Here is a 25,136-nt window from a genome sequence, read left to right on the forward strand (position 1 = left end):
AGCACGCTGGGCGGTGTGCGCTTCATCGTTTGCGTTCTGGAGTGCGCGCGCGCCGTAATCCGAAGGAGCACCGACAACCGTGACCGAGCAATTCAGTTACGAAACACTTACGCCTACCGCATTTCTCGATCGTTCGGCTCGGGTCTTCAGCAACGACCTCGCAGTGGTGGACGGAGATGTCCGGCGCACCTACGCCGAACTGCGTGACCGGTGCCTGCGACAGTCCGGCATGCTGCACGCTCTCGGCATCGAACCCGGCGACCGTGTCGCGGTGCTCTCGCCGAACACCTCGTTGATGCTCGAGGCGCACTACGGCGTGCTCTATGCGGGAGCCGTTCTCGTCTCGCTCAACACCCGCCTCACCGCGCCGGAGCTGCGGTTCATCCTCGAGCACTCGGGCAGCCGGGTCCTGCTCGTCGAGGAGTCGCTGGCAGACCTGGCCCGTGAGGCGACGGCCGACCTGCCTTCGATCACCGTCGTGGGCGACGACTACGAGGACAAGCTTGCGGCCGCCCGCCACCGCTACGTTCCGCTCGCCGACGAGCGCAGCATGATCGCCCTGAACTACACCTCGGGCACCACAGGTGATCCGAAGGGCGTGATGTACCACGCGCGGGGCGCCTACCTGCAGGCACTGGCGATGGTCGCGCACTTCGGGCTGGACAGCGGGTCCACCTATCTGTGGACACTGCCGATGTTCCATTGCAACGGCTGGACGTTCACCTGGGCGGTCACCGCCGCCGGTGGAACCCACGTGTGCCTTCCGAAGGTCGACCCCGAACGGATCTGGGATCTGGTGCGTACCGAGAACGTCACACACTTGTGTGGCGCACCGACCGTACTCGCATCCCTGGTCGACGCCCCCAACGCGGGCGGCATCGACCACCGTGTCGTCGCCGCGATCGGCGGCGCACCGCCGGCGCCCGCCCTGATCGAGCGGTGCACCGCGCTCGGACTCGACATCACCCACCTGTACGGACTGACGGAGACGTACGGTCCCGCCGCGATCTGCGAGTGGCGTTCCGAATGGGATGCCCTCGCCGACGACGAAAAGGCACGACTGCGCTCCCGGCAGGGCGTGGGGAACGTCGTGGCCGGGGAACTCCGCATCGTCGATGCCCTGGGATCCGACGTTCCGGCCGACGGTGAGACGACCGGCGAGATCGCCCTGCGCGGCAACAACGTGATGCTCGGCTACTACAACAACCCGGACGCGACCGCACGCGCGGTGCCCGACGGCTGGTTCCGCACGGGCGACATCGGCGTCATGCACCCGGACGGCTACATCGAGATCCGCGACCGCGCGAAGGACGTCATCATCTCCGGCGGCGAGAACATCTCGTCCGTCGAGGTCGAGGCAGTGTTGATCAGCCACCCGGCCGTCCTCGAGGCAGCCGTCGTCGCGGCGCCGAGCGAGAAGTGGGGCGAACGCCCCGTCGCCTACGTGACACTGCGCAACGGTGCGAGTGCCGACGAGGCAGAACTGCGCGCGCACGTACGTTCGCAACTCGCAGGCTTCAAGGTCCCCGACAGCATCGTCTTCGGCGCACTGCCGAAGACGGCCTCCGGCAAGATCCGCAAGGTCGAGCTGCGCGAGCGTCTCTGAGTGCTCGCCGGGACGGTTCCCGACCTCTACTTCTCGTCGAGAACCGTCCCGGCCCGCTCGGGGAGTGTGAATGCTGCGAGCGCGGCGACCACGAACGCCGCCGAGAACGCGCCGAAGACGAGGCCGTTGCCGCCACCGTCGAGGAGAACCGGCACCAGCAGCGGCGCGATGATGGACGCCAGTCGGCCGAAGGCTGCCGCCGAACCGGTGCCGGCACCGCGGACCGGCGTGGGATACAGCTCGGGGCCGATCGCGTACAGGGCTCCCCAGGCCCCGAGGTTGAAGAACGACAGGGCCATACCAGCGGCGACGATCGTTCCCGGCGTGTCGGCAAGACCGAACAAGCCCGCCGAGACCGCCGAGCCGGCGAGGAATACGCCCAGGGTCAGGCGGCGTCCCCACACCTCGATCAACCACGCCGCGACGCCGTAACCCGGCAGCTGAGCAAGCGTGATGACCAGGGTGTATCCGAACGAGGTCACCAGGTCGAAGCCCTGGGCGACGAGCAGGCTCGGCAACCAGATGAACGCCCCGTAGTACGAGAAGTTGATGCCGAACCATACGATCCACAGCGCGGCGGTGCGCCGGCGCAGGTGCGGCGCCCACACCGATCTTCGGGGTGCAGGTTCGGCTTCGGCTACGGTGCCGTCGTCCTCGCCGGTCTCGGGGCCGTCGTCGCGGCCCGGCACATAGGCGACATTCGCCGATCGCTCGTAGTCGCGCACGATCGCTTCCGCTTCCGCGTACCGTCCGCGGCTCTCGAGGTAGCGCACCGATTCGGGCAGGCCGAACCGCACCACGAGGGCGTAGGCCGCGGGAACGAGTCCGACGGCGAGCGCCCACCGCCAGCCGTCGTCGCTCGTCGACACGACGAAATAGCCGATCAGGGCGGCGAGCAGCCAGCCCACCGCCCAGAACGCTTCGAGCGCGACGACCACTCGCCCGCGCACCTTTCGCGGTGCGAACTCACTGACCAGTGTCGACGCGACCGGCAGTTCGGCGCCCAGTCCGAGCCCGACGACGAATCGCAGAACGATGAGCACTGCGACCGAGGTGGACAGCGCGGCGGCGCCGGTCGCGAGCCCGTAGACGAGCAGCGTCGCGGCGAACACCTGCCGACGCCCGATGCGGTCGGCGAGCAGACCACCGAGCGACGCACCGATCGCCATACCGACGAAGCCGATCGATCCGATCCACGACAACTGCGTGGACGACAGATCCCATTGCACGGCCAGCGCCGCCATGACGAACGAGATCAACCCGACGTCCATGGCGTCGAGGGCCCAGCCCACACCGGAGCCGGTCAGCAGGCGGCGGTGTCTGCCGGTGAACGGCAGGTCGTCGAGCCGCTGGGTGCGAGTGGTCATGCACCGAAACGTACCCGCAGCTCTCGGGCGCCGATCAGCCGCGTGCGGCAGCCTCGAGTGCAGCCGTGTCGATCTTCCGCATGGTCATCAGCGCATCGCTCACCCGGCTCGCAGCCTCGCGATCGGGGTCTTCGAGCAGTTCGTAGAGCCTTCGCGGCACGACCTGCCACGACAGGCCGAACCGGTCCTTCAGCCAGCCGCACTGGGACTCTTCCCCACCGTCGGCGAGAAGTGCCGCCCAGTAGTAGTCCACCTCGTTCTGATCGGCGCAGTCGATCACGAACGACACCGCTTCGGTGAACGTGAAGTGGGGCCCGCCGTTGAGGGCGGAGAAACGGCGCCCGTCGAGTTCGAATTCGACGGTCAGCACCGTCCCTGCCGGCACCGGCGCGCCCTCGGGATAGTAGGTGGTGTCGAGGATCTTCGAGTTCGGGAATGTCTTCGTATAGAACTCCGCTGCATCCTGCGCGTTCATGTCGAACCACAGGGACGGGGTGATCTCGGGCATCGGTCGTTCTCCTTCTGTCGCGTAGCCACGGTCGTACATACAGACCCCGATCGGGCGGAACACTCATCGCGACACCGCGCCTCGGGTATATGACCTCCGTGACGAAGAAGGCACGCGATCGCAACGGACGTCCGAAACAGCGGCACCGGCCGCCCAGCAGTGCGCCCGCACCACCGACGCCGTACGTCGAGGATCCGACACTTCCTCCGGCATGGCTCGTCGACATCGACGGCACGCTCGCGCACATGAGCGACCGGAGTCCCTACCACTGGCATCGCGTGGGTGAGGACACCGTCTCCCCTGCGGTCGAGGCCGCGGTGCGAGCGTTCGCCGCTGCACCTGACCGGGCTGCGATCGTTCTGCTCTCGGGCCGCGACGGCGTCTGCCGGCCGGAAACCGAGGAGTGGCTCGCCCGGCACGCGATCCCGTACGACGAGCTCTACATGCGGGCGGCCGGCGACAACCGCAAGGATTCGATCGTCAAGGCCGAATTGTTCGACCGTCACGTCCGGCACCGCTACCGCATCATCGCGGTGCTCGACGATCGCGATCAGGTGGTGCGCATGTGGCGGCAGATGGGGCTGGTGTGCTTCCAGGTCGCCGAGGGCGATTTCTGATCGCCCTCCGCGCACCCGGACTGATCCGAATGCGGATCAATTATCCAGGTGTACTTCGGAACTCAGCGCCGTCGGGGGAACGAACGGCGCCACTCCGATGTCCACACGCCGCGTCCCGCATCCGACGCAGCGCACGTAATGCACCTGTCCGATCGAGGTGGCATGGCTCGATTCCACACTCCATGCATGTTCGTGGGTGGACGCCCGAACGGGGCACTCGCGAGGGTTCCGCGCTTCGATGGCTGTCATGTCCACCACCATGATGTAATGCCCTTATGCATCTCAACCCTTACGGAGAGTATGCGGTTCTTCTCGCGGCGTCGCTGGCCGACGACTGGCCCGACGACCGATCCGGCATCGTGGCCCGCACGCGCGAGGTCGGGATGACCATGGACTTTCCGACCGCGACCGACGACCACCGGCGCACCCGCATGGTCATCGACGACTGGCTGGCCATCGTCGACGCGTCCGACCCCCGGGAACGTGCTCGACTGCTCAACGCGCAGATGGCCGCCGCGGCGGCCTATCCCCGACTGACCGATCACGACGGTGAGGGATGGCACCTGCACTACCGCGACGAGGTCCAGCCGCTCCCCGACGTACTACGCGCGGTGATCAGCGTCGGCACGGCACTGCACCTCACCACTCGCGGAATGCACCGCCTCCACCGGTGTGCCGCAGCGGAGATACCGAGGAACCCGTGCACGGCCGTGGTCGTCGATGTCACCCGCAACGGTCGCCAGCAGTACTGCTCCGTGCGATGCGCGAATCGCGCCGCGGTACGCCGACACCGAGCGAGGGTGGCGCCGGGCCGCCGACCCGCACATCCGTCGACACACTCGGCCGATTAGCACATCACGCCGCGCGCGGGTGCCCCGTCCCCGCCTCTCCACGATCCGGCCGGATCGGGGAAGCTCGACCGCAGACACCCGACCGCTCCGGAGGCTTCGACACTCATGGCCCCTCGTCCCACCACCCGCCCACCGAGAATCGACGCTCCGGACCTCGGTGTCCTCATCGACGCCGACGGTGACGAATTGCTCGCGCACGAAACCTTCGAGAACAACCGGTACACGAACATCGAACTGTCGCAACGGGATCTGACGGGGATCATCCTGTCCCAATGCGCCCTCTCCGCGCCGATCGTCGCCGGCAGCGACCTCACGAGCGCACGGCTGCGCGACACTCTGTTCGAGCGAATGCAGGCACCGAACCTGTTCGCACCGCGCAGCAGCCTGCACCGTGTCCGCATCCAGGACAGCCGGATCGGTGCGATGGACCTCTTCGACGCGGACCTGCGCAGCGTCTCCGTCACGGATTCCAAGCTCGGACTGGTCAATCTGCGGGCCGCCACGGGACGCGACGTGCTCTTCCGCGGCTGCATCATCGACGAATTGGATATGGGCGGCGGCACGTTCACCCGCGTCGCCTTCGAAGACTGTTCCGTCGGTGTCCTCGACGTCGACCGCGCGTCCCTCGACCAGGTCGATCTCCGTGGTTTGCGGATCGGCACGATCCGCAAACCAGGCGGGATGAAGGGTGCGACGATCAGCGCCCACCAGGCCGTCGAATTGGCAGGGCAGTTCGCCGCCCATCTCGGTCTCCGCATCGAGGACCCGGCATGACGAGCTCTGCCGTATCGGGTTGAAACGTCATATCGCCAGCCACGGTCACCTCGATCGCGAAGCCGGAATCTCTTGGTAAAAAAGCATTTCAGGCGTTCTCCGACTGCTCGACGGCACGGCGTTTCCGCGCACGCATCACGCCTCGCATCTCGCGGATCCAGAGTCCGACGCCGCATGCGGGGAAGACGGCCCCCAGCACGCACACCGCCTGCCAGCCCCCAGCGAAGTACGCGATGGTGGACAGCACGCTCCCGAGCGACCCTGCAAGGAAGTAGCAAGTCATGTAAGCGGTGTTGAGCCGGCTACGAGCATCGGACCGAAGTGGGTAGATCAGGCTCTGATTACTGATGTGCGTTCCCTGGATTCCCAGATCCAGCAGTGCGACCCCGATCGCCAGCGCGACGACGTGCCTCTCCCCCACGGCGAGCAGGGCGAAGCTCACCGCGGTGACGGCGACGAAGAAACCGGTTTGGCGACGCGCATATCCCCGGTCGGCGAGAACACCCGCCACACGAGCAGCCAACGCACCCGCCACACCGAAGAGAGTGAAGATCCCGATGCGCGCATCGGACCATCCGTATCCCGGGCCGGCGAGGAGGAATCCCACACTCGTCCAGAACACCCCGAATGATGCATACGTCAGTGCACCGTACATGATCCTTTGCCGCAGAACGGGTTCGGTGGACATCAGTCGGATCACCGAAGCCAGCACCGCACGGTACCCGGCATCGGTGGTGGGGGCCGACTCCGGCAAGGTGCGAATCAACAGCACGGTGAGCAGCATCAGCGCCGCCGCACAGACGAACACCGCTCGCCAACCCGCCACCTCGGCGATCAGTCCTGCCACCACGCGGGACAACAGGATGCCCAGCAACAGTCCGGTCATCACGTTGCCGATCACACGCCCGCGTTCGTCGTCGCGGGCGAGGGTCGCCGCGAAAGGCACCAGCATGTTGCGCCCCGAGTCTGCTGGAGGGTCTCATCACACGGAATTCATGCTGACCAACTGACCGAGAAAGCACACCTGACTCCCGTCGGGCGCCACCCTCGAATGCGCATCACGCTGGTACCGAGCGGAGCGTTCTCACCCTGCCGAAAGTGATTCCCCGACGATCTCCGAACCGTCCGTCAGGTCCCGCACCTCCGCATAACGCTCCCTCACGTGCGGGGTCGGGTCGGCCTCGTAGTGACGTGTTGCTCCGGGCTCCCACTGCGGGGGCTCGGCGCCGCCGCGCAGGACCCAGGCCGCCTGCCGGGCCGCGCCGCGCGCGACGTACTCCCCCGGTTCCGGAACGTCGACGGGCATTCCGAGCACGGTCGGCGCCAGCTCGCACAGCGCACTCGAGCGCGCTCCTCCGCCGACGAGCAGAACCCGGCGTACCTCGGTGCCCTGCGCTTCGATGTGATCGACGCCGTCGGCGAGTGAGCACAGCAGACCTTCGAACGCCGCGCGCGCCAGATGCGCGGGGGTCGCGGTTGTGAGCCGGAGTCCGTGCAGGGCTCCGGTCGCACCGGGGCGGTTCGGGGTGCGCTCACCCTCGAGATACGGGATCAGGACGAGTCCGTCGCTTCCCGGTGGTGCTGTGAGAGCGAGCCTGGCGAGCTCGGTGTGGTCGACACCGAGCATCCTCGCGGTGGCGTCCAGCACGCGAGCCCCGTTGAGCGTGCACACCAGCGGCAGATGCCGGCCGGTCGCGTCCGCGAATCCCGCAACGTAACCGGCCGCGTCGCGAGCAGGAGTGGAGGACACCGCACACACCACGCCGGAAGTGCCGATCGAGACGATCACGTCTCCCTCGCCCACCTCGAGGGCGAGGGCGCCTGCGGCGTTGTCCCCGGCACCGGGCCCGAGGAGAGCACCGGAGACGGTCTCGCCGATACAGTCGGCCGGCCCGGCCACCCGAGGAAGAATCGGACTCGGTCGGCGCAGGGCCAGTTCGAGCAGGTCCTGCCGATAGGCATTCGTGCATGCATCGAAATAGCCGGTGCCGCTCGCGTCGCTGCGGTCGGTTGCGAGGCTGCCGAGATCACGGTCGCTCCGCATCGTCCACGTCAGCCAGTCGTGCGGGAGGCACAGCGCTGCGGTGCGTTCGGCGTTGCGGGGTTCGTGGTCGGCGAGCCACCTGGCCTTCGCGACCGTGATCGCCGCGAGTGGGACCACGCCGACGGCGTCGGACCATACAGCCGGACCGCCCGCCTCGGCGACCAGATCGACAGCCGCCGCCGCAGATCTCGTGTCGTTCCACAACAGCGCGTCGCGGACGACCTCGCCGCGATCGTCCAGGCACACCATGCCGTGCTGCTGAGCGCCCACCGAGATCGCCGCGACGTCGTCGAGTCCCCCGGCCTCGGAGTACGCCGATTCGTAGGCAGCACGCCAGGCGGCCGGCGCGACTTCGGTACCGGACGGGTGAAGGGCACGACCTTCGCGAACGATGCGGCCGGTAGTGGCGTCGCACACGACTATCTTGCACGACTGGGTGGAGGAGTCGATCCCGGCAACGAGCGTCACCGCGTCACCTTCCGGGCTGCCACGCGTTCGGCAAGGGTGGGCAGGTCGGCGCCGGCGCGCGCGACTGTCAGTGCGGACGTCCACGCAGCCGTTTCCAGCGCCGCCCGCAGTTCGGCTGTGCCGATGTCCCGCAAACGTTCCTGCCGCTCGATCCCGACGAATCCGAAACTCCACAATCCGTCCAGCAGACCGGCCGTGAACGCATCCCCGGCCCCGACCGTGTCGACCACCTCGACCTGCACGGCGGGCACCTCGACGGTCCCGGCAGCACATACTGCCACCGCACCTGCACCTCCCCTCGTCACGGCGACGACCGCAGGCCCGCGCGAAAGCCACTCGCGTGCGGTGTCGAGGGGATCACGCCCAGGTGCGAACCACTCCAGGTCCTCGTCACTGGCCTTGACCACGTCGGCGAGCGTGACGAGCCGTTCGATCCGTGCCCGTCCACGCGCGGGGTCTGCGATCAATGCCGGCCTGATGTTCGGGTCGAAGCTCACGGTGGATGTCCTCGACTGCAGTGCAACGAGTTCGGCGACGACGTCGCAGCCGGGCTCCAGCACAGTGGCGATGGAACCTGTGTGCACGAGCACAACGTCCGCCGTCATCGGCGGCTCGACCGGATCCCAGGTGATGTCGAACTCGTATCTCGCGGAGCCTTTCTCGTCGAGTTCGGCCTGCGCGGTCGCCGTGCGATCCGCGGATGTACTCCCGGGCGTCAAGGCGACCCCGGCAGCGGTGAGGTGCTCGACGATGCGAGTGCCGCGCTCGTCGGCACCGACCCGCGTCACGAATTGCACGGCACGGCCCAGCCGGCCGAGCCCCAGCGCGACGTTGAGCGGACTGCCGCCCACATGTTCGACAGGCTCCGAACCCGCCCGGCGGACGATGTCGACGAGTGCTTCCCCGACGACGAGTGCGTGACCGTTCATTCCGGCTCTCCCGGAAGCTCTTTCAGGGTGGCGCGCGCGCCGTCGCTGTGCAGGGCGTTCAGTGCCCACGTGTAGGCATCGACGAAGCGGGAATGCCGCGCGAGATCGCCGAAGACGTCGACGTTCTCGATGAAGGCGGTGGGATGAGCGAGTTGCCGTCGCGCGAGTGGGACGAGTGTGTCGGCGAGTCGGTCGACCACTTCGATCGGTCGCCCGTCCTCATCGGCGCCTTCCGCATAGCGCGCCCACGACGCGACGATCGCCGCGGACAGGCGCACATGCCCGCCGGTGTCGAGATTCTCCCGGATCACCGGTAGAAGCCATTTCGGTATGCGATCCGATGATTCGGCGCACAATCTTGCGATGGTGTCGCGGATCTCGGGGTTGGCGAAGCGGTCGACGAGGGTGCTCTTGTAGTCGTCGAGGTCGATGCCGGGCACCGGCCGCAAAGTGGGAGTCGCTTCGGTGTCCATATAGGCGCGCAGAAACCCGGCGAGGAGCGGATCCTGTGCAGCCTCGTGGACGAGGCGATAGCCCATCAGATACGCGAAATAACAGAGTCCCTGGTGGCTCGCGTTGAGCAGACGCAGCTTCATCAGTTCGTAGGGGGCGACGTCGTCGACGATCTGCACTCCTGCGTCCTCGAAGGCGGGCCTGCCGTCGGCGAAGGACTCCTCGAGCACCCAGGTGGTGAAGGGTTCGGCGACGACCGGCCAGCGATCCTGCACGTCGAAGCGTTCGGACAGTGCCGCGACGACCTCGTCGGTGGTGGCGGGTGTGATCCGGTCGACCATCGAGTTCGGGAAGCGGACATGTTCGGAGATCCACTGCGCGAGTTCACTGTCGACGAGACTTGCGTACGCTGTGAAGGCACGACGGGCGACCGTCCCGTTGCCTTCGATGTTGTCGCACGACATCACGGTCGGGGCGCGAAGCCCCCGCGCTCGGCGTCTCGCGAGAGCCTCGGTGACGAGACCGAAGACGGTGGCAGGTGGTTCGCCGGAATGCAGATCGTGCCGGACGGCCGGGTCGTCGACATCGAACTCACCCGTGTCGTGGCGGATGTTGTACCCGCCCTCGGTGACCGTCAGCGAGATGATCCGCGTGGCCGGAGCGGCGAGGAGTTCGATGACTGCCTCGGGATCGTCGGGGGCGTAGTGATAATCGACGATGGACCCGATCACCCGCGGCTCCCAGGTGCCGTCGGGGTGCATGAGTACGAGGGTGTACAGGTGGTCCTGAGCGGCGAGCGCCTCCTGCATGCGACGGTCGCCGGGCAGCACGCCTACCCCGCAGATACCCCATTCCTTCGCCGATCCCTGTTCGAGGAGTCGGTCGACGTACATCGCCTGATGTGCGCGGTGGAATCCACCCACACCGAAATGCACGATACCGACGGTGACGTCGCTGCGGCGGTAGGTCGGGACGGGCACTCTCATGTCCGGAAGTGCCTGCTCACTCACGCGCATGGGTCTACCCCTTTCGGGCCGGCTCGGTCACGTCGACGACTGCCTTGATACTTCCCGGTATACGGTCGGATTCGAGCGCTTCGGCCGTCTCGTCGAGCGGGAAGCGCGCGGTGACCATCGAATCCAGATCGATCCGTCCGGATTCGACGAGAGCGAGCGCGGTCGGCCAGGTGTTCGCGTAGCGGAACACACCGGTCAGATTCAATTCGCGATTCCGGATGATGTGCACCGGCAGGGTCATCGTGTCCGCGCCGGCGCCGACGAGCACCACGGTGCCACCGGGGCGGACTGCCCGGATTCCGGAATCGACAGCAGCAGGTGCACCGGAGGCATCGATGTAGCTGTCCACGCGCAGCGCCGTCGGGTCGTCGACGCGCGGGTCGAGCGCATCGGATGCCCCGAACGACAGGGCTGCTTCACGACGTCGTTCATCGAGATCGGTGACGACGACTTCCACCGCGCCGAATGCTCGGGCGACCTGGGCGATGACGATGCCGATCGGGCCGGCCCCGGTGATCAGGACGCGCGATCCGGCCGCGACCCGGGCCTTGCGCACGGCGGCGATGCCGACCGACAACGGTTCGCACAGGGCGGCGGCGTCGTCGGATACGCGCGCCGGAACGGTGTGCGCGAAGGCCGCACCGATGGTGACGTAGTCGCACAGCGCGCCGTCGACGGGCGGCGTGGCGTAGAACCGCATGTGCGGACACAGGTTGTAATCGCCGCGGCGTGTCTCCTCGGTGAGCGGGTCCGGCCGTTGCGGTTCGATCGAGACCCGCTCGCCGATCCGGACTTCGGGGACGCCGTCCCCCACTCCAGCCACGACCCCCGCTGCCTCGTGGCCGAGCACGATCGGATCGGTCACGACGAACTCTCCGATTCGTCCCTCGCGGTAGTAATGGGCGTCCGATCCGCACACTCCCACGGTGGTAACGCGTACCAGGACATCGCCGGGCGCGGGGGTCGGGACAGGCCTGTCCCGCATCTCGACGCGGCCCGGTTCGAGAAGCACGGCCGCACGCATCGTGTCCGGGAGCATCGCCCGGACTGTTGTGTGGGTCACACTGCGATGTTAACGTACTGAGCATATGAAGGCACCCTCGAGCAGATGCTCACGGGTCGCCCGTCGAGGCTCACTTCGCAGCAAGGAGAGCACGTGACCGCGCCCGGCCCGATCCACGCCACGGACGCGGGAACCTCGGCGTCCACCGAGGATCTACGCCTCGCCGTGCGGGCCGCGACGCTCTATTACCTCGACGGCCTCACCCAGGCGGAAGTCGCGCAGCGCCTCGGGGTCTCACGCCCCACCGCGGGTCGACTACTGGCACGCGCTCGAGCCCAGGGACTGGTACGCATCGAGGTCGCCGTGCCGCCGGCTCTGCGCGACCACGTCCACGCCGAGACCGAACGAGCCCTCGAGGAGCGCTACGGACTCTTGGAGGCCGTCGTGGTGGGACGCCGCGTCGACGACGCCGGACCGGTCGAGGAATCAACGAGTTTCGCGGCGCTCGGGCGTGCCGCGGCCGGCCTGCTCGTCCGCCGTCTCCGCCCCTCCGACATTCTCGGATTCACCTGGGGACCGGAGACCGTTGCCGTGGCGCAGGCCCTCCCGCCCGGTGTCGCGACGTGCGCGACGATCGTGCAGCTCGACGGCTCGGTCTCCACGAGCACCTACCAGACCGGCACCGAGTTCGTCCTCGGCAGGTGTGCGGAACAGCTTCGTGCGCAGCCTCTTCGACTTCCCACACCACTGTATGCCGATCCGTCCACGGTCGCGTCCATGCGTGCGGACTCACTCATCTCCCGGACACTGGAAGCCGGTCGCCGCGCAGACCTGATGATCTTCGGTGTCGGTGCGGTATCGACGTCGACCACCTTGTTCGAGGGCAGTTTCCTCGACACGACAATGCTTCACGAACTCGAGCGCCTCGGCGCGGTCGGCGAGATCGGCGGCCGGTTCTTCCATTCCGACGGCACCTCTGTCCACAGCGATCTCGAATCGCGCACGATGTCGGTACCCCTCGACGACGTCCGCAGCTGCCCCGGGACGCTCCTCATCACCGGAGGGCAGTCGAAGCATCGCGCTGCACTCGGCGTTCTGCGAGGCGGCCTCGCCAAGATGCTCGTGTGCGACATCTCCTGCGCTCGTTACCTGCTCGACCACCCTGATCACGACCCCGAGGACGAGGCAGCACCGAAATGAGGTAGACCACAGTGCCTACAGCAACAAGATCCATCCGCGCGATCGCAACAGGAGCTATAGCCCTCTGCCTCGCATCGACCGGTTGTGCTGGCGCAGGATCGATCGGTACCTCCGGCCGGACCGTCACCATCGCGATGGTGTCGAACTCTCAGATGCAGGACGCCCAACAGCTCGCGTCACAGTTCGAGGACGAGAATCCCGATATCGACCTGAAATTCGTCACCCTCTCCGAAAATCAGGCGCGTGCGAAGATCACCGCCTCCACGGCGATGGGCGGTGGCGAATTCGATGTCGTGATGATCAGCAACTACGAGACACCCCAGTGGGCGGAGTACGGGTGGTTGACGAATCTGTCTCCGTACATCGAGCAGACCGAGGGTTACGAGGCCGACGACATCATTCCTTCTCTCCGGGAAGCGCTCTCGTACGAGGGAGATATGTACTCGGTGCCCTTCTACGGTGAGTCGTCGTTTCTGATGTACCGCAAGGATATGTTCGAGCAGGCCGGAATCACGCTGTCCGATCCACCGACCTGGCGCGAGGTCGCCGACGCTGCAGCACAACTCGACGGCCCGGACGTGAACGGAATCTGCTTGCGCGGTAAGCCGGGCTGGGGCGAACTGCTCGCACCGCTCGACACCGTCATCAACACTTTCGGCGGACGTTGGTTCGACGAGAACTGGAACGCGCAGCTGAACAGTCCCGAGGTTCGCGAAGCTGTGCAGTTCTACGTCGATCTCGTCCGCAAATACGGCCAGCCCGGTGCCGCTACGAGCGGATTCAGCGAATGTGCGACACAACTCGCGCAGGGCCGCGTCGCCATGTGGTACGACTCGACCTCGGCCGTCTCGACACTCGAGGATCCCGCGTCGAGCAACGTCGTCGGGAAGATCGGTTACGCGGCTGCACCGGTCGCGGACAAGGACCCGTCCGGCTGGCTCTACACGTGGTCGTTGGGCATTCCTGCCGGCAGCGACCACACCGAGGACGCTTGGAAGTTCATCGCGTGGATGACCGATCAGCAGTATCTGCGCACGGTCGGCGAGCAACTCGGCTGGGAACGGGTGCCGCCGGGCAGTCGGTCGTCGACCTACGAGATCCCCGAGTACGCCGAGGCCGCCGCGGCCTACGGTCCGATCACCCTCGCGTCCATCGAACGAGCCGACCAGTCGAATCCCACGGTCGACCCGGTCCCCTACACGGGCATCCAGTTCCTGGCGATCCCCGAGTTCCAGGATCTCGGCACCCGGGTCAGCCAGCAGATCAGCGCCGCCATCGCCGGACGGCAGACCGTCGAGGAAGCACTCGATCAGGCACAGAAGTACGCCGAAGCCGTCGGCGCGACCTATCGGGAGAAGACGTCATGACCGCACCTGCAACGCGACGTCCCGCACCGGACATCGCCGAACGAGTCCGCGCCGTACGGCAGAAGGAGGAAGGAGTCTCCCGCGCCGAGGGATGGCGTCGGCGCGGACCCCTGCTGCCGGCCCTGATCTTCACGATCGTGGTCACCCAGATCCCGTTCGTGTTCACGCTGTACTACTCGACCCAATCGTGGAACCTCGTCAGCCCCGGATCCCGCCGGTTCGTCGGACTCCAGAACTATGTCGACGTCTTCCAGGACAGCCAGTTCTGGCAGGTCGCGCTCAACACTGTCATCCTCATCGTCGGCACGGTGCTGATCTCGGTGGTCCTCGGACTACTGCTCGCACTCCTGCTCGACCGGGCGTTCCTCGGCAGGGGTATCGCGCGAACCCTGCTGATCACGCCGTTCCTCGTCACGCCGGTCGCGAGCGCCCTGATCTGGAAGACGTCGATGCTCGATCCGGTCTTCGGCATCGTCAATTTCGTACTTTCCCCCTTCGGACTGGGAGAGATGGACTGGGTGAGCCGGTTTCCGCTCCCGGCGGTGATGGTCGCGCTCGTGTGGCAGTGGACGCCGTTCATGATGCTGTTGATCCTCGCGGGCCTGCAGTCGATGCCTCGCGACATCCTCGAGGCCGGTCGGGTCGACGGCGCCGGCGCACTGGCCCTGTTCCGCGAACTCACGCTGCCGCATCTACGCCGGTTCATCGAACTCGGCACGGTTCTCGGTGCGATCTATCTGGTGAACACCTTCGACACGATCTACATGATGACCCAAGGAGGTCCCGGTACGGCCAGCGCCAATCTGCCGTTCTACATCTACCAGCGGGCATTCCTCGGCTTCGACATCGGTCAGGCCGCGGCGATGGGGGTCGTGGTCGTGATCGGCACGATCGTCGTCGCCACCTTCGCACTGCGCCTGATCTTCACATCGTTCACCGGCAAGGAGGAGGCGGCATGAGCACCACGGCCACGAAGCCGCAGGCTTCGGACCCGACGGCACCGGCCGATCGGGTCGTGCGCACGGCCCGGAAACGGAAGAACCGCAGAACGAATCCGTGGGGGGTGGTGGCATGGATCGCGGCCATCGGCTTCTTCTTCCCGGTCTTCTGGATGGTGCTCACCGCGTTCAAGCAGGAGGCCGATGCCTATTCCGATCCGCCGAAGTTCTTCTTCTCCCCCACTCTCGACCAGTTCCGTGCGGTCTTCGAGACCGGCGTCGGTACGAGTCTGCTCAACTCCGCGTTCGCCACGATCGTCTCGACCGTCCTGGTGCTACTCCTCGGTGTGCCCGCGGCCTTCGCCCTGTCGCTGCGACCGGTACGCAAGACCAAGGACGTGTTGTTCTTCTTCATCAGCACCAAGATGCTGCCCGTCGTCGCTGCGATCATCCCGCTGTATGTGATCGTGGCCGATATCGGTCTGCTCGACAACATCTGGGCGCTCGTCATCCTGTACACCGCGATGAATCTGCCGATCGCGGTGTGGATGATGCGTTCGTTCTTCCTCGAGGTTCCGGGTGAGCTGCTCGAGGCGGCAAGCATGGACGGAGCGAGCCTGTGGACGACGGTGCGGGAGCTGATCCTTCCGCTGGTTTCCCCGGGTATCGCCGCCACCGCTCTCATCTGCGTCATCTTCTCGTGGAACGAGTTCTTCTTCGCTGTCAATCTCACTGCTGTACAGGCGCAGACCATCCCCGTGTTCCTGGTCGGCTTCATCACCGGCGAGGGGTTGTACTGGGCCCGCTTGTCGGCGGCAGCGACGATGGCGGCGCTGCCCGTCGTCCTCGCAGGCTGGCTCGCCCAGAACAAGCTCGTGCGCGGACTGTCGTTCGGCGCGATCAAGTAGCTCCCCGTCTCCGTTACCGGATCACCTTCACCAGCAAGGACTTCCCCATGGCCGACATCACCTACAGCAACGCCTCGTGTATCTACGAGAACTCCGACACCTTCGCCGTCGACTCGTTGAACCTCGACATCGAGGACGGCGAGTTCGTGGTGCTCGTCGGACCGTCCGGCTCCGGCAAGAGCACCGCGTTGCGCATGCTCGCCGGACTCGAAGACATCGACGAGGGTTCGATCTCGATCGGCGGTAAGGACATGACCGGAGTTCCGTCGAAGGACCGCGACATCGCGATGGTCTTCCAGAATTACGCCCTGTATCCGAACAAGACCGTCGCCGAGAACATGGGCTTCGCCCTGAAGATGCGCGGTGTGAGCGCGGACGAGCGTCGCCGCAAGGTCGAGGAGGCAGCGAGAATCCTCGATCTCACCGACTATCTCGACCGTAAACCTGCCAAGCTCTCCGGTGGCCAGCGCCAACGGGTCGCGATGGGCCGTGCGATCGTGCGTGAACCACAGGTGTTCTGCATGGACGAGCCGTTGTCGAATCTCGACGCGAAACTGCGCGTGCAGACCCGTACCGAGATTGCGGCGCTGCAACGACGGCTCGGCACCACCACGGTCTACGTCACCCACGACCAGGTCGAGGCGATGACCATGGGCGATCGTGTCGCAGTGCTGAAGAACGGAGTGCTGCAGCAGTTCTCGAGTCCCACCGAACTCTACGACCGTCCCGCCAACGCATTCGTCGCAGGGTTCATCGGTTCCCCCTCCATGAACCTGCTGAGGGCGCGAGTCGTCGACGACGGTGTGGTCGTCGGCGACACCGTCGTTCCCGTCGAACGAGAACGGATAACGCGCCTGCACTCTGCCGGCATCGAGGAGGTCACTGCGGGGATCCGGCCGGAGGATTTCGAAGTGGCCGACGAGGGTGTCGAGGCGGTCGTCGAACTCGTCGAGGAGCTCGGCAGCGAATCGTATCTGTACACACGTGTCCCGGGCGCCGCTGCTCAGGTGGTCGCGCGAGCGCTGGTGCGCACACCTGCACGCCTCGCCGACACCGTGCACCTGCGCAAGCGCGACGGTACGGTGCACCTGTTCGACACCGAAACCGGCGAGCGGGTGGGCGACTGACCGATCGGACGAGGGAAGGGACCTGCGTGGGTGAGCAGAAGGAACGGATGCTGGCCGGTGAGCTCTACATCGCCGACGATCCCGAAATCGCCGCCGACGCACTCAGGGCTGCATTGCTGACGGAGCGGTACAACACGTCCACCGCGGCCGATCCCGGGACCCGGCGGGCGATCCTGCACGAGTTGCTCGGTGCGGTCGGCGCCGACGTGGAGATCCGGCCGCCGCTGCAGGTGGACTACGGTTACCGGATCACCGTGGGCGCGGGGACGTTCGTGAACTTCGGCGCGGTGATGCTCGACGTCGCACCGGTCACGATCGGCGCCGACGTGCAGATGGGTCCGAACGTCCAGCTCCTGACACCCACCCACCCCCTCGATCCCGAGCTGCGACGCGCAAAGTGGGAGTCGGCAGTGCCGATCATCATCGGCGACAACGTCTGGCTCGGTGGCGGCGTGATCGTCGGGCCCGGGGTGACGATCGGTGAGAACACCGTCGTCGGTGCCGGGGCGGTGGTCACCCGCGACCTGCCGTCGAACGTCGTGGCGGTGGGCGTCCCCGCGCGCGTGACGCGCCGGCTCTGAGCCGAGCGGAGCTTGCGTCGATCTTGATGGTCGCTATGCTGCCCGGCATGAGCAGTCGTCGGGCACCTCTCGCCCCCTTCGTCGTCGCCACATGTGCAGCCCTGTTCACCGCCGGGTGCTCCAGCACGGTGGAAGGTGAGGCCACCGCATCCGAGGCCCCGGCAACTTCGGTGTCCTCCACGGCGCAGACGACCACGCCCAGCACGACGACCACCACCACTGCCGCACCATCCCCCGTCGACCCCGACGACTATGCCGCCAATACGGAGGGTGTGTACTACTTCGCATCGGCCGGCGGAGAGTTCGGATGCGCGATCCTCGTGCACACCGAGCCGCTCGCGGGGTGTCAGGGGACCATGCCGGCGAACGCCCCGCAGGTCCCCGGCAACGGTGGGCCGGACGTGCTGGTTCCTGCGAACGCCCTGATGCTCGAGGCGGACGGCCCCGGCGAGTGGGTCAGCATCGGCGACATCTCGTTCATGGATTTCGGTGGAGCTCCGAAGCCGTTGCCCCCTGGCCGCAGCCTCACGGTCGATCCGTTCACCTGCGCCGTCGACGAGAAGACGGGGATCACCTGCGAAGCGGGCGGCCACGGATTCACCGTCTCGGACACCGGCGGCGAGGTCTGGTGAGCACACTCGGCGTCCGCCGTCAGGGTAGATCGGCTCGGGACATCGGCATCATGTAGTCGCCGATCTCCTCCCGCACCCACCACTGTCCCGTCTCGCGACGTTGTGCGCGGGTCGCGAAGCGGTAGCGGAACAGCCGCGCCCGCACCAGCCGAGGTGGTTCGTCCGGAAAAGGGTTGTGCCGGAGCAGGTTCACGGTGGCCGGGTCGTTCTCGAGCAGCTTTCCCACGAAACGGGGAAACCACCCCGCCGCGTAGTCGCGGGAGATGCCCGCGAACCACATCAACCAGTCCAGGCGCAGGTGATACGGCGCGTACTGGCGTGGACGCCGGCGCACATCACCCGGTTTGCCCTTGAACTCGTACTCGCACCACACCGTCGCCGGTGTCGCGACCGAGTCGGTGGTGCCTTCGACGATCACTTCCCGTCGTGTGCGGGTGACGGAGCCGAACGCGCCGTAGGTGTTCACGAAATGCCACTTGTTGAACGAGGCGTTCATGGCCTGCCGATGCGACATCATGTTCGCCACCGGCCAATAGCTGAGCACCGCGACGAGCACGGTCAGCGCCACAACCGCGACGGAGAACGCGACCGGTGTCGGCCCGTAGGCTGCTGCCGGGTCGATCGACGGACCGTAGAAACTGTCGGGCACCACCGACACCGCGATGACGATGGTGATCCAGTTGAGCCACGCGAAGTTGCCGCTGATCACGAGCCACAGCTGCGTCACGATCATGATCAGTGCGGCGATGCCCGCGACCGGTTGTGGAAGGAACAACCCGAACGGTACGACGAGCTGGGTGAAGTGATTACCTGCGACCTCCACTCGGTGAAGCGGCCTCGGTAGCAGATGGAAGTACCGGCTGAGCGGTCCGGGCATCGGCTGGGTCTCGTGGTGGTAGTACAGGCACGTCAGGTCGCGCCAGCACCGGTCACCGCGCATCTTGATCAGCCCGGCCCCGAACTCGAGCCGGAACAGCAACCAGCGCAGCAGTATCAACACGAGCAGCGGCGGAGCGGTGTCTTCGTTGCCCAGGAAGATCGCGAGCACACCGGCCTCGAGCAGCAGCGACTCCCAGCCGAAGGAGTACCAGACCTGTCCCACATTGACGATCGACAGGTACAGCCCCCACATCAGAAACCAGACGAACATGCAGGCCACGAGTGGCAACTGTTCGGTGATACCGGCAAGGGTCAGTACCGACAGTGCCACGCCCACAACAGCGACGATCGCGAACAGGCGGTCGGAGTAACGCCGGTGGAACAGGCTCGGCGACTGCCTGAACGAGGTTCGTGCGAGGAACCGGGGGGCGGGCAGGATCCCGCGCTCACCGATCAGCGCCCGGAACTGCAGCAGGGCAGCGAGAAAGGCGACGAGGTACAGCGCGGCGAGCCCTCGGGTGACGAGCAGTCGCCCGATCGTGTATCCGTCCGCGTCCCACCAGCTCATGCCACCGCCGACCGGTTCCGTGGTCCCTTCGTCCCGGACTCGAGCATGACACGTCGGGACCCGACAGGTCCGCCGGTTCGGTCAGGATCGGATGTTCCGCCGCAGGCCGCTCGCTCGGAGCACCTGCCGTGCCACGCCCGCGCGCACCGCGTCCTCGGTGCCGATGATGCGCACATGCGACCTCGCGCGGGTGATCGCGGTGTACAGCAACTCTCGGGTGAGCAGTGCTGACCCCGCATCGGGAAGCACCACGGACACGGTGTTGTACTGACTGCCCTGGCTGCGGTGGATCGTCATCGCGTACACGGTGCTCACTGCGGGTAGCTGGCTCGGGCGCAGCTCGAACGGCGTCTCGCCACGCGCGAACGCGGCGACGAGTTCGTCTCCGCGGCGCACGACCACTCCGGTGTCGCCGTTGTAGATCTGCATGTCGTGGTCGTTCGCCGTCACCATCAGCGGCCGGCCCGGATACCACCGCTCGGGGTCGAGACGCTGCCCTGCGGCCTCACCGATCCATTCGGCGGCCTGCCGCGCCCACCACTGCACCCCGGCCGGGCCGTCACGGTGCGCGCACAGCAACCTGTGTTCCTCGAACCGCTTCAGTGCGACCTCGACCTCACCCGCCTCCGCAGCCTTGGTGACCTCCTCCGCGGAGCGGACGACCTCGTCGCGCAACGCGTCGAGTTCGGTCGGCCTCACGAACGAGACGTGCGGGTCGTCGCTGCGCAGGATGTCGAGCACCGCGTCACCGTCGCCCTTACGAACCGCCACCGCCAGATCTGCGATGGCACCGCCGAAACGTCGACCGCGGCTGAGCCGGACGACACCACCGCCCAGACGGGCCCGTTCGGCGTCGCTGAACGCCGCGTCGGCGGGGTCGCCGGCAGGCGCGAGATCGCGGGCGACGACCCGCTCGAGAACGGGGTCGACGGCGCCGGTCACCGGCCGGCCGACCAGGTCTGCCAGTACCGCACCCGCGTCGACGGACGCGAGCTGATCGGGATCACCCACGAGCACCAGTCGAGTGTCGGGCCGGAGCGCCTCGAGCAGACGACACATCATCGTCAGCGACACCATCGAGGTCTCGTCGACGACGATCACGTCGTAGGGCAGGTGGTTGCCGCCGTGGTACCGGAAGCGGGTGCGTCCCCGTTGCCAGCCGAGCATCCGGTGCAGCGTCATGGCGACGAGGTTCGCCGGCAGTCCGAGCGCGGCTTCCTGCTCGCGCACGGACTCCTGCAGGCGCGCAGCGGCCTTGCCGGTGGGTGCAGCCAGACCGATGCGCAGGTCGTGACCGTACAAGCGGGTGAGCAACGCGATGATTCGTGCGACCGTGTGGGTCTTGCCGGTGCCCGGTCCGCCTGCGATCACCGTGGTGGGCCGGGTGACCGCGAGCGCTGCCGCCACCCGCTGACGGTCGGGTGCCGGGGAGGGTCGTGACGGATCTTCCGGATGCGGGAACAGCTCGTCGAGGGTGGTTGCGAGCAGCTGCTCGTCGAGCCCGGGGAAAGTCGCCGTCCGCTCGGCCAGCACTCGGCGGATCGTCTGCTCCTGCCGGAAGTATCGGTCCAGATACAGCAGCGGACCTTCCTCGGTGTCGACGAGACGCAGCGGACGCAACGGTCCGCGGTCGCCGCCGATCACGAGAGGGCTGCGCCGCAAGGCCGCGAGCACATCCTCGTCGCGCGGCCAGGGAAGATCCCCAGGATCGACGACGGGATGCCCGTCCTCGTCCTCTTCGACGGTGATCTCGCGAAGCCGCGTGAGGTCGAGACACACCGATCCGGACCGCACGGCACGCACCGCGAGTGCGGTGGCCAGATGCACGTGGGGGTCGTCCTCACCGCCGAGTGCGGCGAGCCGCAACGCGACGTGCACGTCGGCCGCGGTCAGTGCTCCGACTTCGTTGAACTCACGGAGCGCTCCCTTGCCGCGCTGGGCGATTCGGACGTCCGTTCTCGACTCGATCACGAGACCACGGCCTTTCCGGCGAGAAGGTCGGACAGGTCGGTGACGAGATCCGCCGGAGGGTGCCAGTCGAACACGCCGCTACCGGGCGGGCTGTCCGGTCCGGCCATCCCGCGGACGAACAGGTACTGCACGCCGCCGAGATGGATGTGCGGGTCGTAGCCGCGCATTCGCCACCGCAGATAGCGGTGCAGCGCAACCGAATAGAGCAGTGCCTGCATCGGATAGTGAGCCCGGAGCATCTCGGCTGCCATCGCCTCCCGCGTGTAGTGGGCCGTGGTCAGCTCGTCGCCGGGGGCGAGCCGATTGGTCTTGTAGTCGACGACGACGAATCTCGGCTCCTCGGTGCGCAGCACGGCATCGATGCTGCCGGTGAGGTAACCCCGCAGGGGCACCGGCTCGAGGGTGCGGACCAGATCGGCATAGGGCGCCATCAGGTCGTCGGCAGGCAGGTGCCGGCGGAGCAGCGCCCCGACCGCATCGAGGGTGACCGTGACGGGCACCGGATTGTCGCCGCCTGTCAGCGGCAATTCGAAATCGAGCTCGGAAAGCCTGTCGGACGGAGCGAAGTCGGCAAGGCTCCGGCCGAGCGGTCCGAGCCGAGTGTGTAGCACCGGCAGCAGAGCAGCGGCCAGTTGCGCGGGGTCGATCGGCGACAGCTGCCGCCGCACCACCTCGCGGCAGCAGTCGAGCAGTTCGGCCTCGAGATCGGACGCCGAGGTGTCCACGACTTCGAGGACGGCATGCACCAGCGTGCCGAAAACCGCGCCACCGGGCAGTCCGTTCATCGGTGACGGCACGCCGGCGCGCACCGGATCCGGTGTGATGAGCGGTGGTTCGTCCGGCTCGTCGGTCTTCACGGGGTCCTCCACCTCGTTCCCGACCCCCGGCGTTTCGTGAACCGACGCGGTCAGAGCGGAATAGGATGTCCTGCGCCAGCTTTCGTCGACGATTCGATCGAATTGCGCGGCTGCGAGCGGACCGGACCCCACCCGGGGGCGATCCCAGCGACGTACCGGAACGGGGTGCGGCCCGACGGCTTCGACAGCGATGATGCCGCCGGCGCGCGTAGCCCATCGTTCGAACTCTTCGGCCATGGCCTCGTCGTGTCCGATCCGTCCTTCCGCTGCGACGTCCGCCGATCCGGGCTCCCGGGCGAACAGCAACCGGTGCAGCGGCGAACGCGAGGTGGGGGTGGATGGTGCCCACCAGAGGGCGAGTGCGCACTGTGCGCGCGTCACCGCCACGTACAGCAGGCGCAGTTCCTCCCCGGCTTCCTCGAGCTCGTGCCGGCGCCTTCTCGCGACGTAACCCGGTCCGCTCTTGCCCCCCACATCGAGGATCCGTCGGCCGTCCTCGTGCAACAACAGTTTGTCCGGTTCGGGATTCTTCGCGGCGTCCCATCCGTACGGGACGTGTACGACGGGGAACTCCAGCCCCTTGCTGCCGTGCACGGTGAGGATCTGAACCGCTGCGGCGTCGCTGTCGAGTCGTCGGATCCGTTCGGCCCCACCGCGGTCGGGGTCGTTGATGTGATCTTCGAGCCAACGCGTGAGCGCGGTCAGGCCGAGCGACTGCGCCGATGCAGCGTCCTCGAGCAACTGCGCGACGTGCCGGATGTCGGTCAGGGTGCGCTCACCGGACGGTTCGTCGAGGAGCCTGGCTTCGACCGAGCCGTACGAGGCGAGCCGTTCGAAAACGGCAGCGAAACCCGTACGCGCGTAGACGTCGTTCAGCTCACGAAGCAATCCTCCGATCTCCACGACGAGCGTTTCGCCTTCCGCGTCGATATCGGCCGTCGTGCGGCCGAGCAGCGGGGTGAGCGCTGCGAGCCGGACGCGGTCGGCGCGATGAGGTTGTTCGAGCGCGTAGAGCACCCAGAGCCAGTGCTGCGCGGACGGCGTTGCGAACACACTCGTGCCGCCGGCGACCACGCACGGCACGTTCGCCCTCGTCAGCGCATCGTGGACGAGCGCCACCTGCTTGTGCTTGCGGACGAGTACGGCGATGTGTCCGGGTCGTACGCGTTCGGGGCCGGCCCCGAGATCGACCGTCACGTTCTCGTCTTCGAGCATGCGCACGACGTCGGCGGCGACGTCGCGTGCAACCCGGGCACGCAGACCGTCGAGGTTCTGCGGGAAACCCCAGTCGTTGAGGGGTCCGGCTCCGGCGCGCGGCAGATGACGCACCCGCAGCGGCGCGATGCCCGAGAGCCGGGAGTCGGCTGCGGCCGCCGTCACCGGGTTCACGACGATGCGCGGATCACCGAGAGCGGCGCCGAGATAGACGTGTTCGAGCGCCCGGACCAGGTCGCCGTCGCTGCGCCAGTTGGTGGTCAGTTCGCAGTAGGTGTCGGATTCGGAGACGGCATCGAGGTAACTGAGCACCTCCGCGCCCCGGAACGCGTAGATGGCCTGCTTCGGATCGCCGACGAGCACGAGCGTGCTGTGCCCGTGGAATGCCCGGCGCAGGATCTCCCACTGCTTCGGGTCGGTGTCCTGGAACTCGTCGACGAGAACGACTGAGAAACGCGCACGCATCCGCCGGCACGCGTCGTCACCGTGCTCCTGATCGCTGAGCACAGCGTGCAGCAGCGATAGCTGATCGTCGAAATCGCGCAGGCCGAGCCTCCGTTTGCGTCGTTCGACCTCGGCTCTGACCGCCCGCGCGAACTCGACGCGCTCGCCGGCCGCGGTGCCGTCGGCGTCGGTCGGTGCAAGTTCGGCCTGCGGATCGAAGATCGCTTCCTTGGCCGCAACGGCCGCCTCGGCGTACGTGATGGGGGCCTCGCTCCTGCCGTACCGCCGCAGGTAGAGATCGTCGACCACCTCGTCGCGCAGGTCGTCGACGTCCTCCACGACGGTCACGTCCGGTTCTCGTTCGCCGGCGATGCCGAGTTCGTCGAGCATGCGACGGCAGAAGCCGTGCGTGGTGGAGATGGTCCCGGAATCGAAGTCCGACAGTGCTTGTCGCAGTCGTGCCCGCCGCGCGTCGACGTCGTCGCTCGCGAGATGGCGGATCAGAGTGTCGCTGCTCAGCCGTGCGCTTGCGGGATCGGCGAGAGCCGCGGCGACCTGCGCGAACCGGTTCCTGGTGCGTTCGCGGAGTTCCTGCGTGGCGGCCCGGCTGAACGTAACGAGCAACAGATCCGACAGGCGGGCATGCCCTTCGGCGACGAACCGGGTGGCGAGCCCGACGATCGCGTACGTCTTCCCCGTGCCCGCGCTGGCTTCGAGAACGGTCGTGCCGCTCGGAAGCGGCCCGAGCAGATCGAAACCTGCCGGCGGGGGGCCGCCGACGGCCCGCGGATCGGTGGTCGCGGCGTCGGGCAC

Annotated in this window: 21 protein-coding genes; 11 read left to right on the forward strand and 10 right to left on the reverse strand. The window is 67.1% G+C overall.

Annotated features, from left to right (window positions below; all coding sequences use genetic code 11):
- Nucleotides 1-79: 79 nt before the first annotated feature.
- Nucleotides 80-1,606 (forward strand): acyl--CoA ligase family protein, encoded by a 1,527-nt coding sequence (locus ABZ789_RS08730; protein ID WP_358421919.1) that lies wholly within the window; start codon nucleotides 80-82, stop codon nucleotides 1,604-1,606.
- Between the two features lie 26 nt (nucleotides 1,607-1,632).
- Here the strand turns inward: ABZ789_RS08730 and ABZ789_RS08735 are convergent, their stop codons facing one another.
- Entirely contained in the window at nucleotides 1,633-2,973 is a 1,341-nt protein-coding gene (locus ABZ789_RS08735) for an MFS transporter (RefSeq protein WP_358421922.1), read from the reverse strand.
- A gap of 34 nt (nucleotides 2,974-3,007) precedes the next feature.
- Entirely contained in the window at nucleotides 3,008-3,481 is a 474-nt protein-coding gene (locus ABZ789_RS08740; protein ID WP_358421925.1) for a VOC family protein, read from the reverse strand.
- Nucleotides 3,482-3,570: 89 nt separating this feature from the next.
- On the opposite strand from ABZ789_RS08740, the gene ABZ789_RS08745 reads away from it, so the two are divergent.
- From ABZ789_RS08745 to ABZ789_RS08755, 3 genes are all read left to right on the forward strand, one after another.
- Nucleotides 3,571-4,098, forward strand: coding sequence for a polynucleotide kinase (locus ABZ789_RS08745; protein WP_358421928.1), 528 nt, complete (start codon nucleotides 3,571-3,573; stop codon nucleotides 4,096-4,098).
- Between the two features lie 275 nt (nucleotides 4,099-4,373).
- Nucleotides 4,374-4,949, forward strand: coding sequence for a CGNR zinc finger domain-containing protein (locus ABZ789_RS08750; protein WP_358421931.1), 576 nt, complete (start codon nucleotides 4,374-4,376; stop codon nucleotides 4,947-4,949).
- Nucleotides 4,950-5,054: 105 nt separating this feature from the next.
- Nucleotides 5,055-5,723: a pentapeptide repeat-containing protein gene (locus ABZ789_RS08755; protein ID WP_358421934.1), complete on the forward strand. Its 669-nt coding sequence runs from the start codon at nucleotides 5,055-5,057 to the stop codon at nucleotides 5,721-5,723.
- 88 nt (nucleotides 5,724-5,811) lie between these two features.
- On the opposite strand, the gene ABZ789_RS08760 is transcribed toward ABZ789_RS08755, so the two are convergent.
- From ABZ789_RS08760 to ABZ789_RS08780, 5 genes are all read right to left on the reverse strand, one after another.
- On the reverse strand, nucleotides 5,812-6,675 hold the full coding sequence (locus tag ABZ789_RS08760; protein ID WP_358421937.1) for an MFS transporter: 864 nt from the start codon (nucleotides 6,673-6,675) through the stop codon (nucleotides 5,812-5,814).
- A gap of 132 nt (nucleotides 6,676-6,807) precedes the next feature.
- Nucleotides 6,808-8,235: an FGGY-family carbohydrate kinase gene (locus ABZ789_RS08765; protein WP_358421940.1), complete on the reverse strand. Its 1,428-nt coding sequence runs from the start codon at nucleotides 8,233-8,235 to the stop codon at nucleotides 6,808-6,810.
- Entirely contained in the window at nucleotides 8,232-9,164 is a 933-nt protein-coding gene (locus tag ABZ789_RS08770) for a carbohydrate kinase (RefSeq protein WP_358421943.1), read from the reverse strand. Before ABZ789_RS08770 ends, ABZ789_RS08765 begins: the two co-directional genes overlap by 4 nt.
- A complete protein-coding gene (locus ABZ789_RS08775) occupies nucleotides 9,161-10,633 on the reverse strand; it encodes a mannitol dehydrogenase family protein (RefSeq protein ID WP_358421946.1) in 1,473 nt (490 codons plus the stop codon). The genes ABZ789_RS08770 and ABZ789_RS08775 overlap by 4 nt, the downstream gene beginning before the upstream one ends.
- Nucleotides 10,634-10,637: 4 nt before the next feature.
- Nucleotides 10,638-11,657, reverse strand: a complete 1,020-nt coding sequence (locus ABZ789_RS08780; protein WP_358422168.1) for an NAD(P)-dependent alcohol dehydrogenase — start codon at nucleotides 11,655-11,657, stop codon at nucleotides 10,638-10,640.
- Between the two features lie 132 nt (nucleotides 11,658-11,789).
- Between ABZ789_RS08780 and ABZ789_RS08785 the strand changes: the two genes are divergently transcribed.
- Genes ABZ789_RS08785 through ABZ789_RS08815 form a run of 7 tightly spaced genes read left to right on the forward strand, consistent with a single transcriptional unit; the run spans nucleotide 11,790 to nucleotide 18,389 of the window.
- The gene (locus tag ABZ789_RS08785) at nucleotides 11,790-12,836 is read left to right on the forward strand and encodes a sugar-binding domain-containing protein (RefSeq protein ID WP_358421949.1); all 1,047 of its coding nucleotides are present in this window, start codon (nucleotides 11,790-11,792) and stop codon (nucleotides 12,834-12,836) included.
- Between the two features lie 56 nt (nucleotides 12,837-12,892).
- Nucleotides 12,893-14,203: a sugar ABC transporter substrate-binding protein gene (locus ABZ789_RS08790; protein ID WP_358422170.1), complete on the forward strand. Its 1,311-nt coding sequence runs from the start codon at nucleotides 12,893-12,895 to the stop codon at nucleotides 14,201-14,203.
- Nucleotides 14,200-15,162, forward strand: coding sequence for a sugar ABC transporter permease (locus tag ABZ789_RS08795; protein WP_358421952.1), 963 nt, complete (start codon nucleotides 14,200-14,202; stop codon nucleotides 15,160-15,162). The genes ABZ789_RS08790 and ABZ789_RS08795 overlap by 4 nt, the downstream gene beginning before the upstream one ends.
- Entirely contained in the window at nucleotides 15,159-16,049 is an 891-nt protein-coding gene (locus ABZ789_RS08800; RefSeq protein WP_358421955.1) for a carbohydrate ABC transporter permease, read from the forward strand. Before ABZ789_RS08795 ends, ABZ789_RS08800 begins: the two co-directional genes overlap by 4 nt.
- A 47-nt stretch (nucleotides 16,050-16,096) precedes the next feature.
- A complete protein-coding gene (locus tag ABZ789_RS08805) occupies nucleotides 16,097-17,176 on the forward strand; it encodes an ABC transporter ATP-binding protein (protein ID WP_358421958.1) in 1,080 nt (359 codons plus the stop codon).
- Nucleotides 17,177-17,202: 26 nt separating this feature from the next.
- Nucleotides 17,203-17,757, forward strand: a complete 555-nt coding sequence (locus tag ABZ789_RS08810) for a sugar O-acetyltransferase (protein WP_358421961.1) — start codon at nucleotides 17,203-17,205, stop codon at nucleotides 17,755-17,757.
- 47 nt (nucleotides 17,758-17,804) lie between these two features.
- Nucleotides 17,805-18,389 (forward strand): hypothetical protein, encoded by a 585-nt coding sequence (locus tag ABZ789_RS08815; RefSeq protein WP_358421963.1) that lies wholly within the window; start codon nucleotides 17,805-17,807, stop codon nucleotides 18,387-18,389.
- Between the two features lie 19 nt (nucleotides 18,390-18,408).
- Here ABZ789_RS08815 and ABZ789_RS08820 read toward each other — a convergent pair whose 3' ends face one another.
- The 3 genes from ABZ789_RS08820 to ABZ789_RS08830 all read right to left on the reverse strand — a co-directional run bounded on the left by ABZ789_RS08820 (nucleotide 18,409) and on the right by ABZ789_RS08830 (nucleotide 25,136).
- Nucleotides 18,409-19,836, reverse strand: coding sequence for a lipase maturation factor family protein (locus ABZ789_RS08820; RefSeq protein WP_358421966.1), 1,428 nt, complete (start codon nucleotides 19,834-19,836; stop codon nucleotides 18,409-18,411).
- A gap of 81 nt (nucleotides 19,837-19,917) precedes the next feature.
- On the reverse strand, nucleotides 19,918-21,807 hold the full coding sequence (gene recD, locus ABZ789_RS08825) for an exodeoxyribonuclease V subunit alpha (RefSeq protein WP_358421969.1): 1,890 nt from the start codon (nucleotides 21,805-21,807) through the stop codon (nucleotides 19,918-19,920).
- On the reverse strand, nucleotides 21,804-25,136 hold the full coding sequence (locus ABZ789_RS08830; protein ID WP_358421972.1) for a UvrD-helicase domain-containing protein: 3,333 nt from the start codon (nucleotides 25,134-25,136) through the stop codon (nucleotides 21,804-21,806). The genes recD and ABZ789_RS08830 overlap by 4 nt, the downstream gene beginning before the upstream one ends.

It is taken from the genome of Rhodococcus sp. NPDC047139 (assembly GCF_040643435.1).
Taxonomy (GTDB): Bacteria; Actinomycetota; Actinomycetes; order Mycobacteriales; family Mycobacteriaceae; genus Rhodococcus.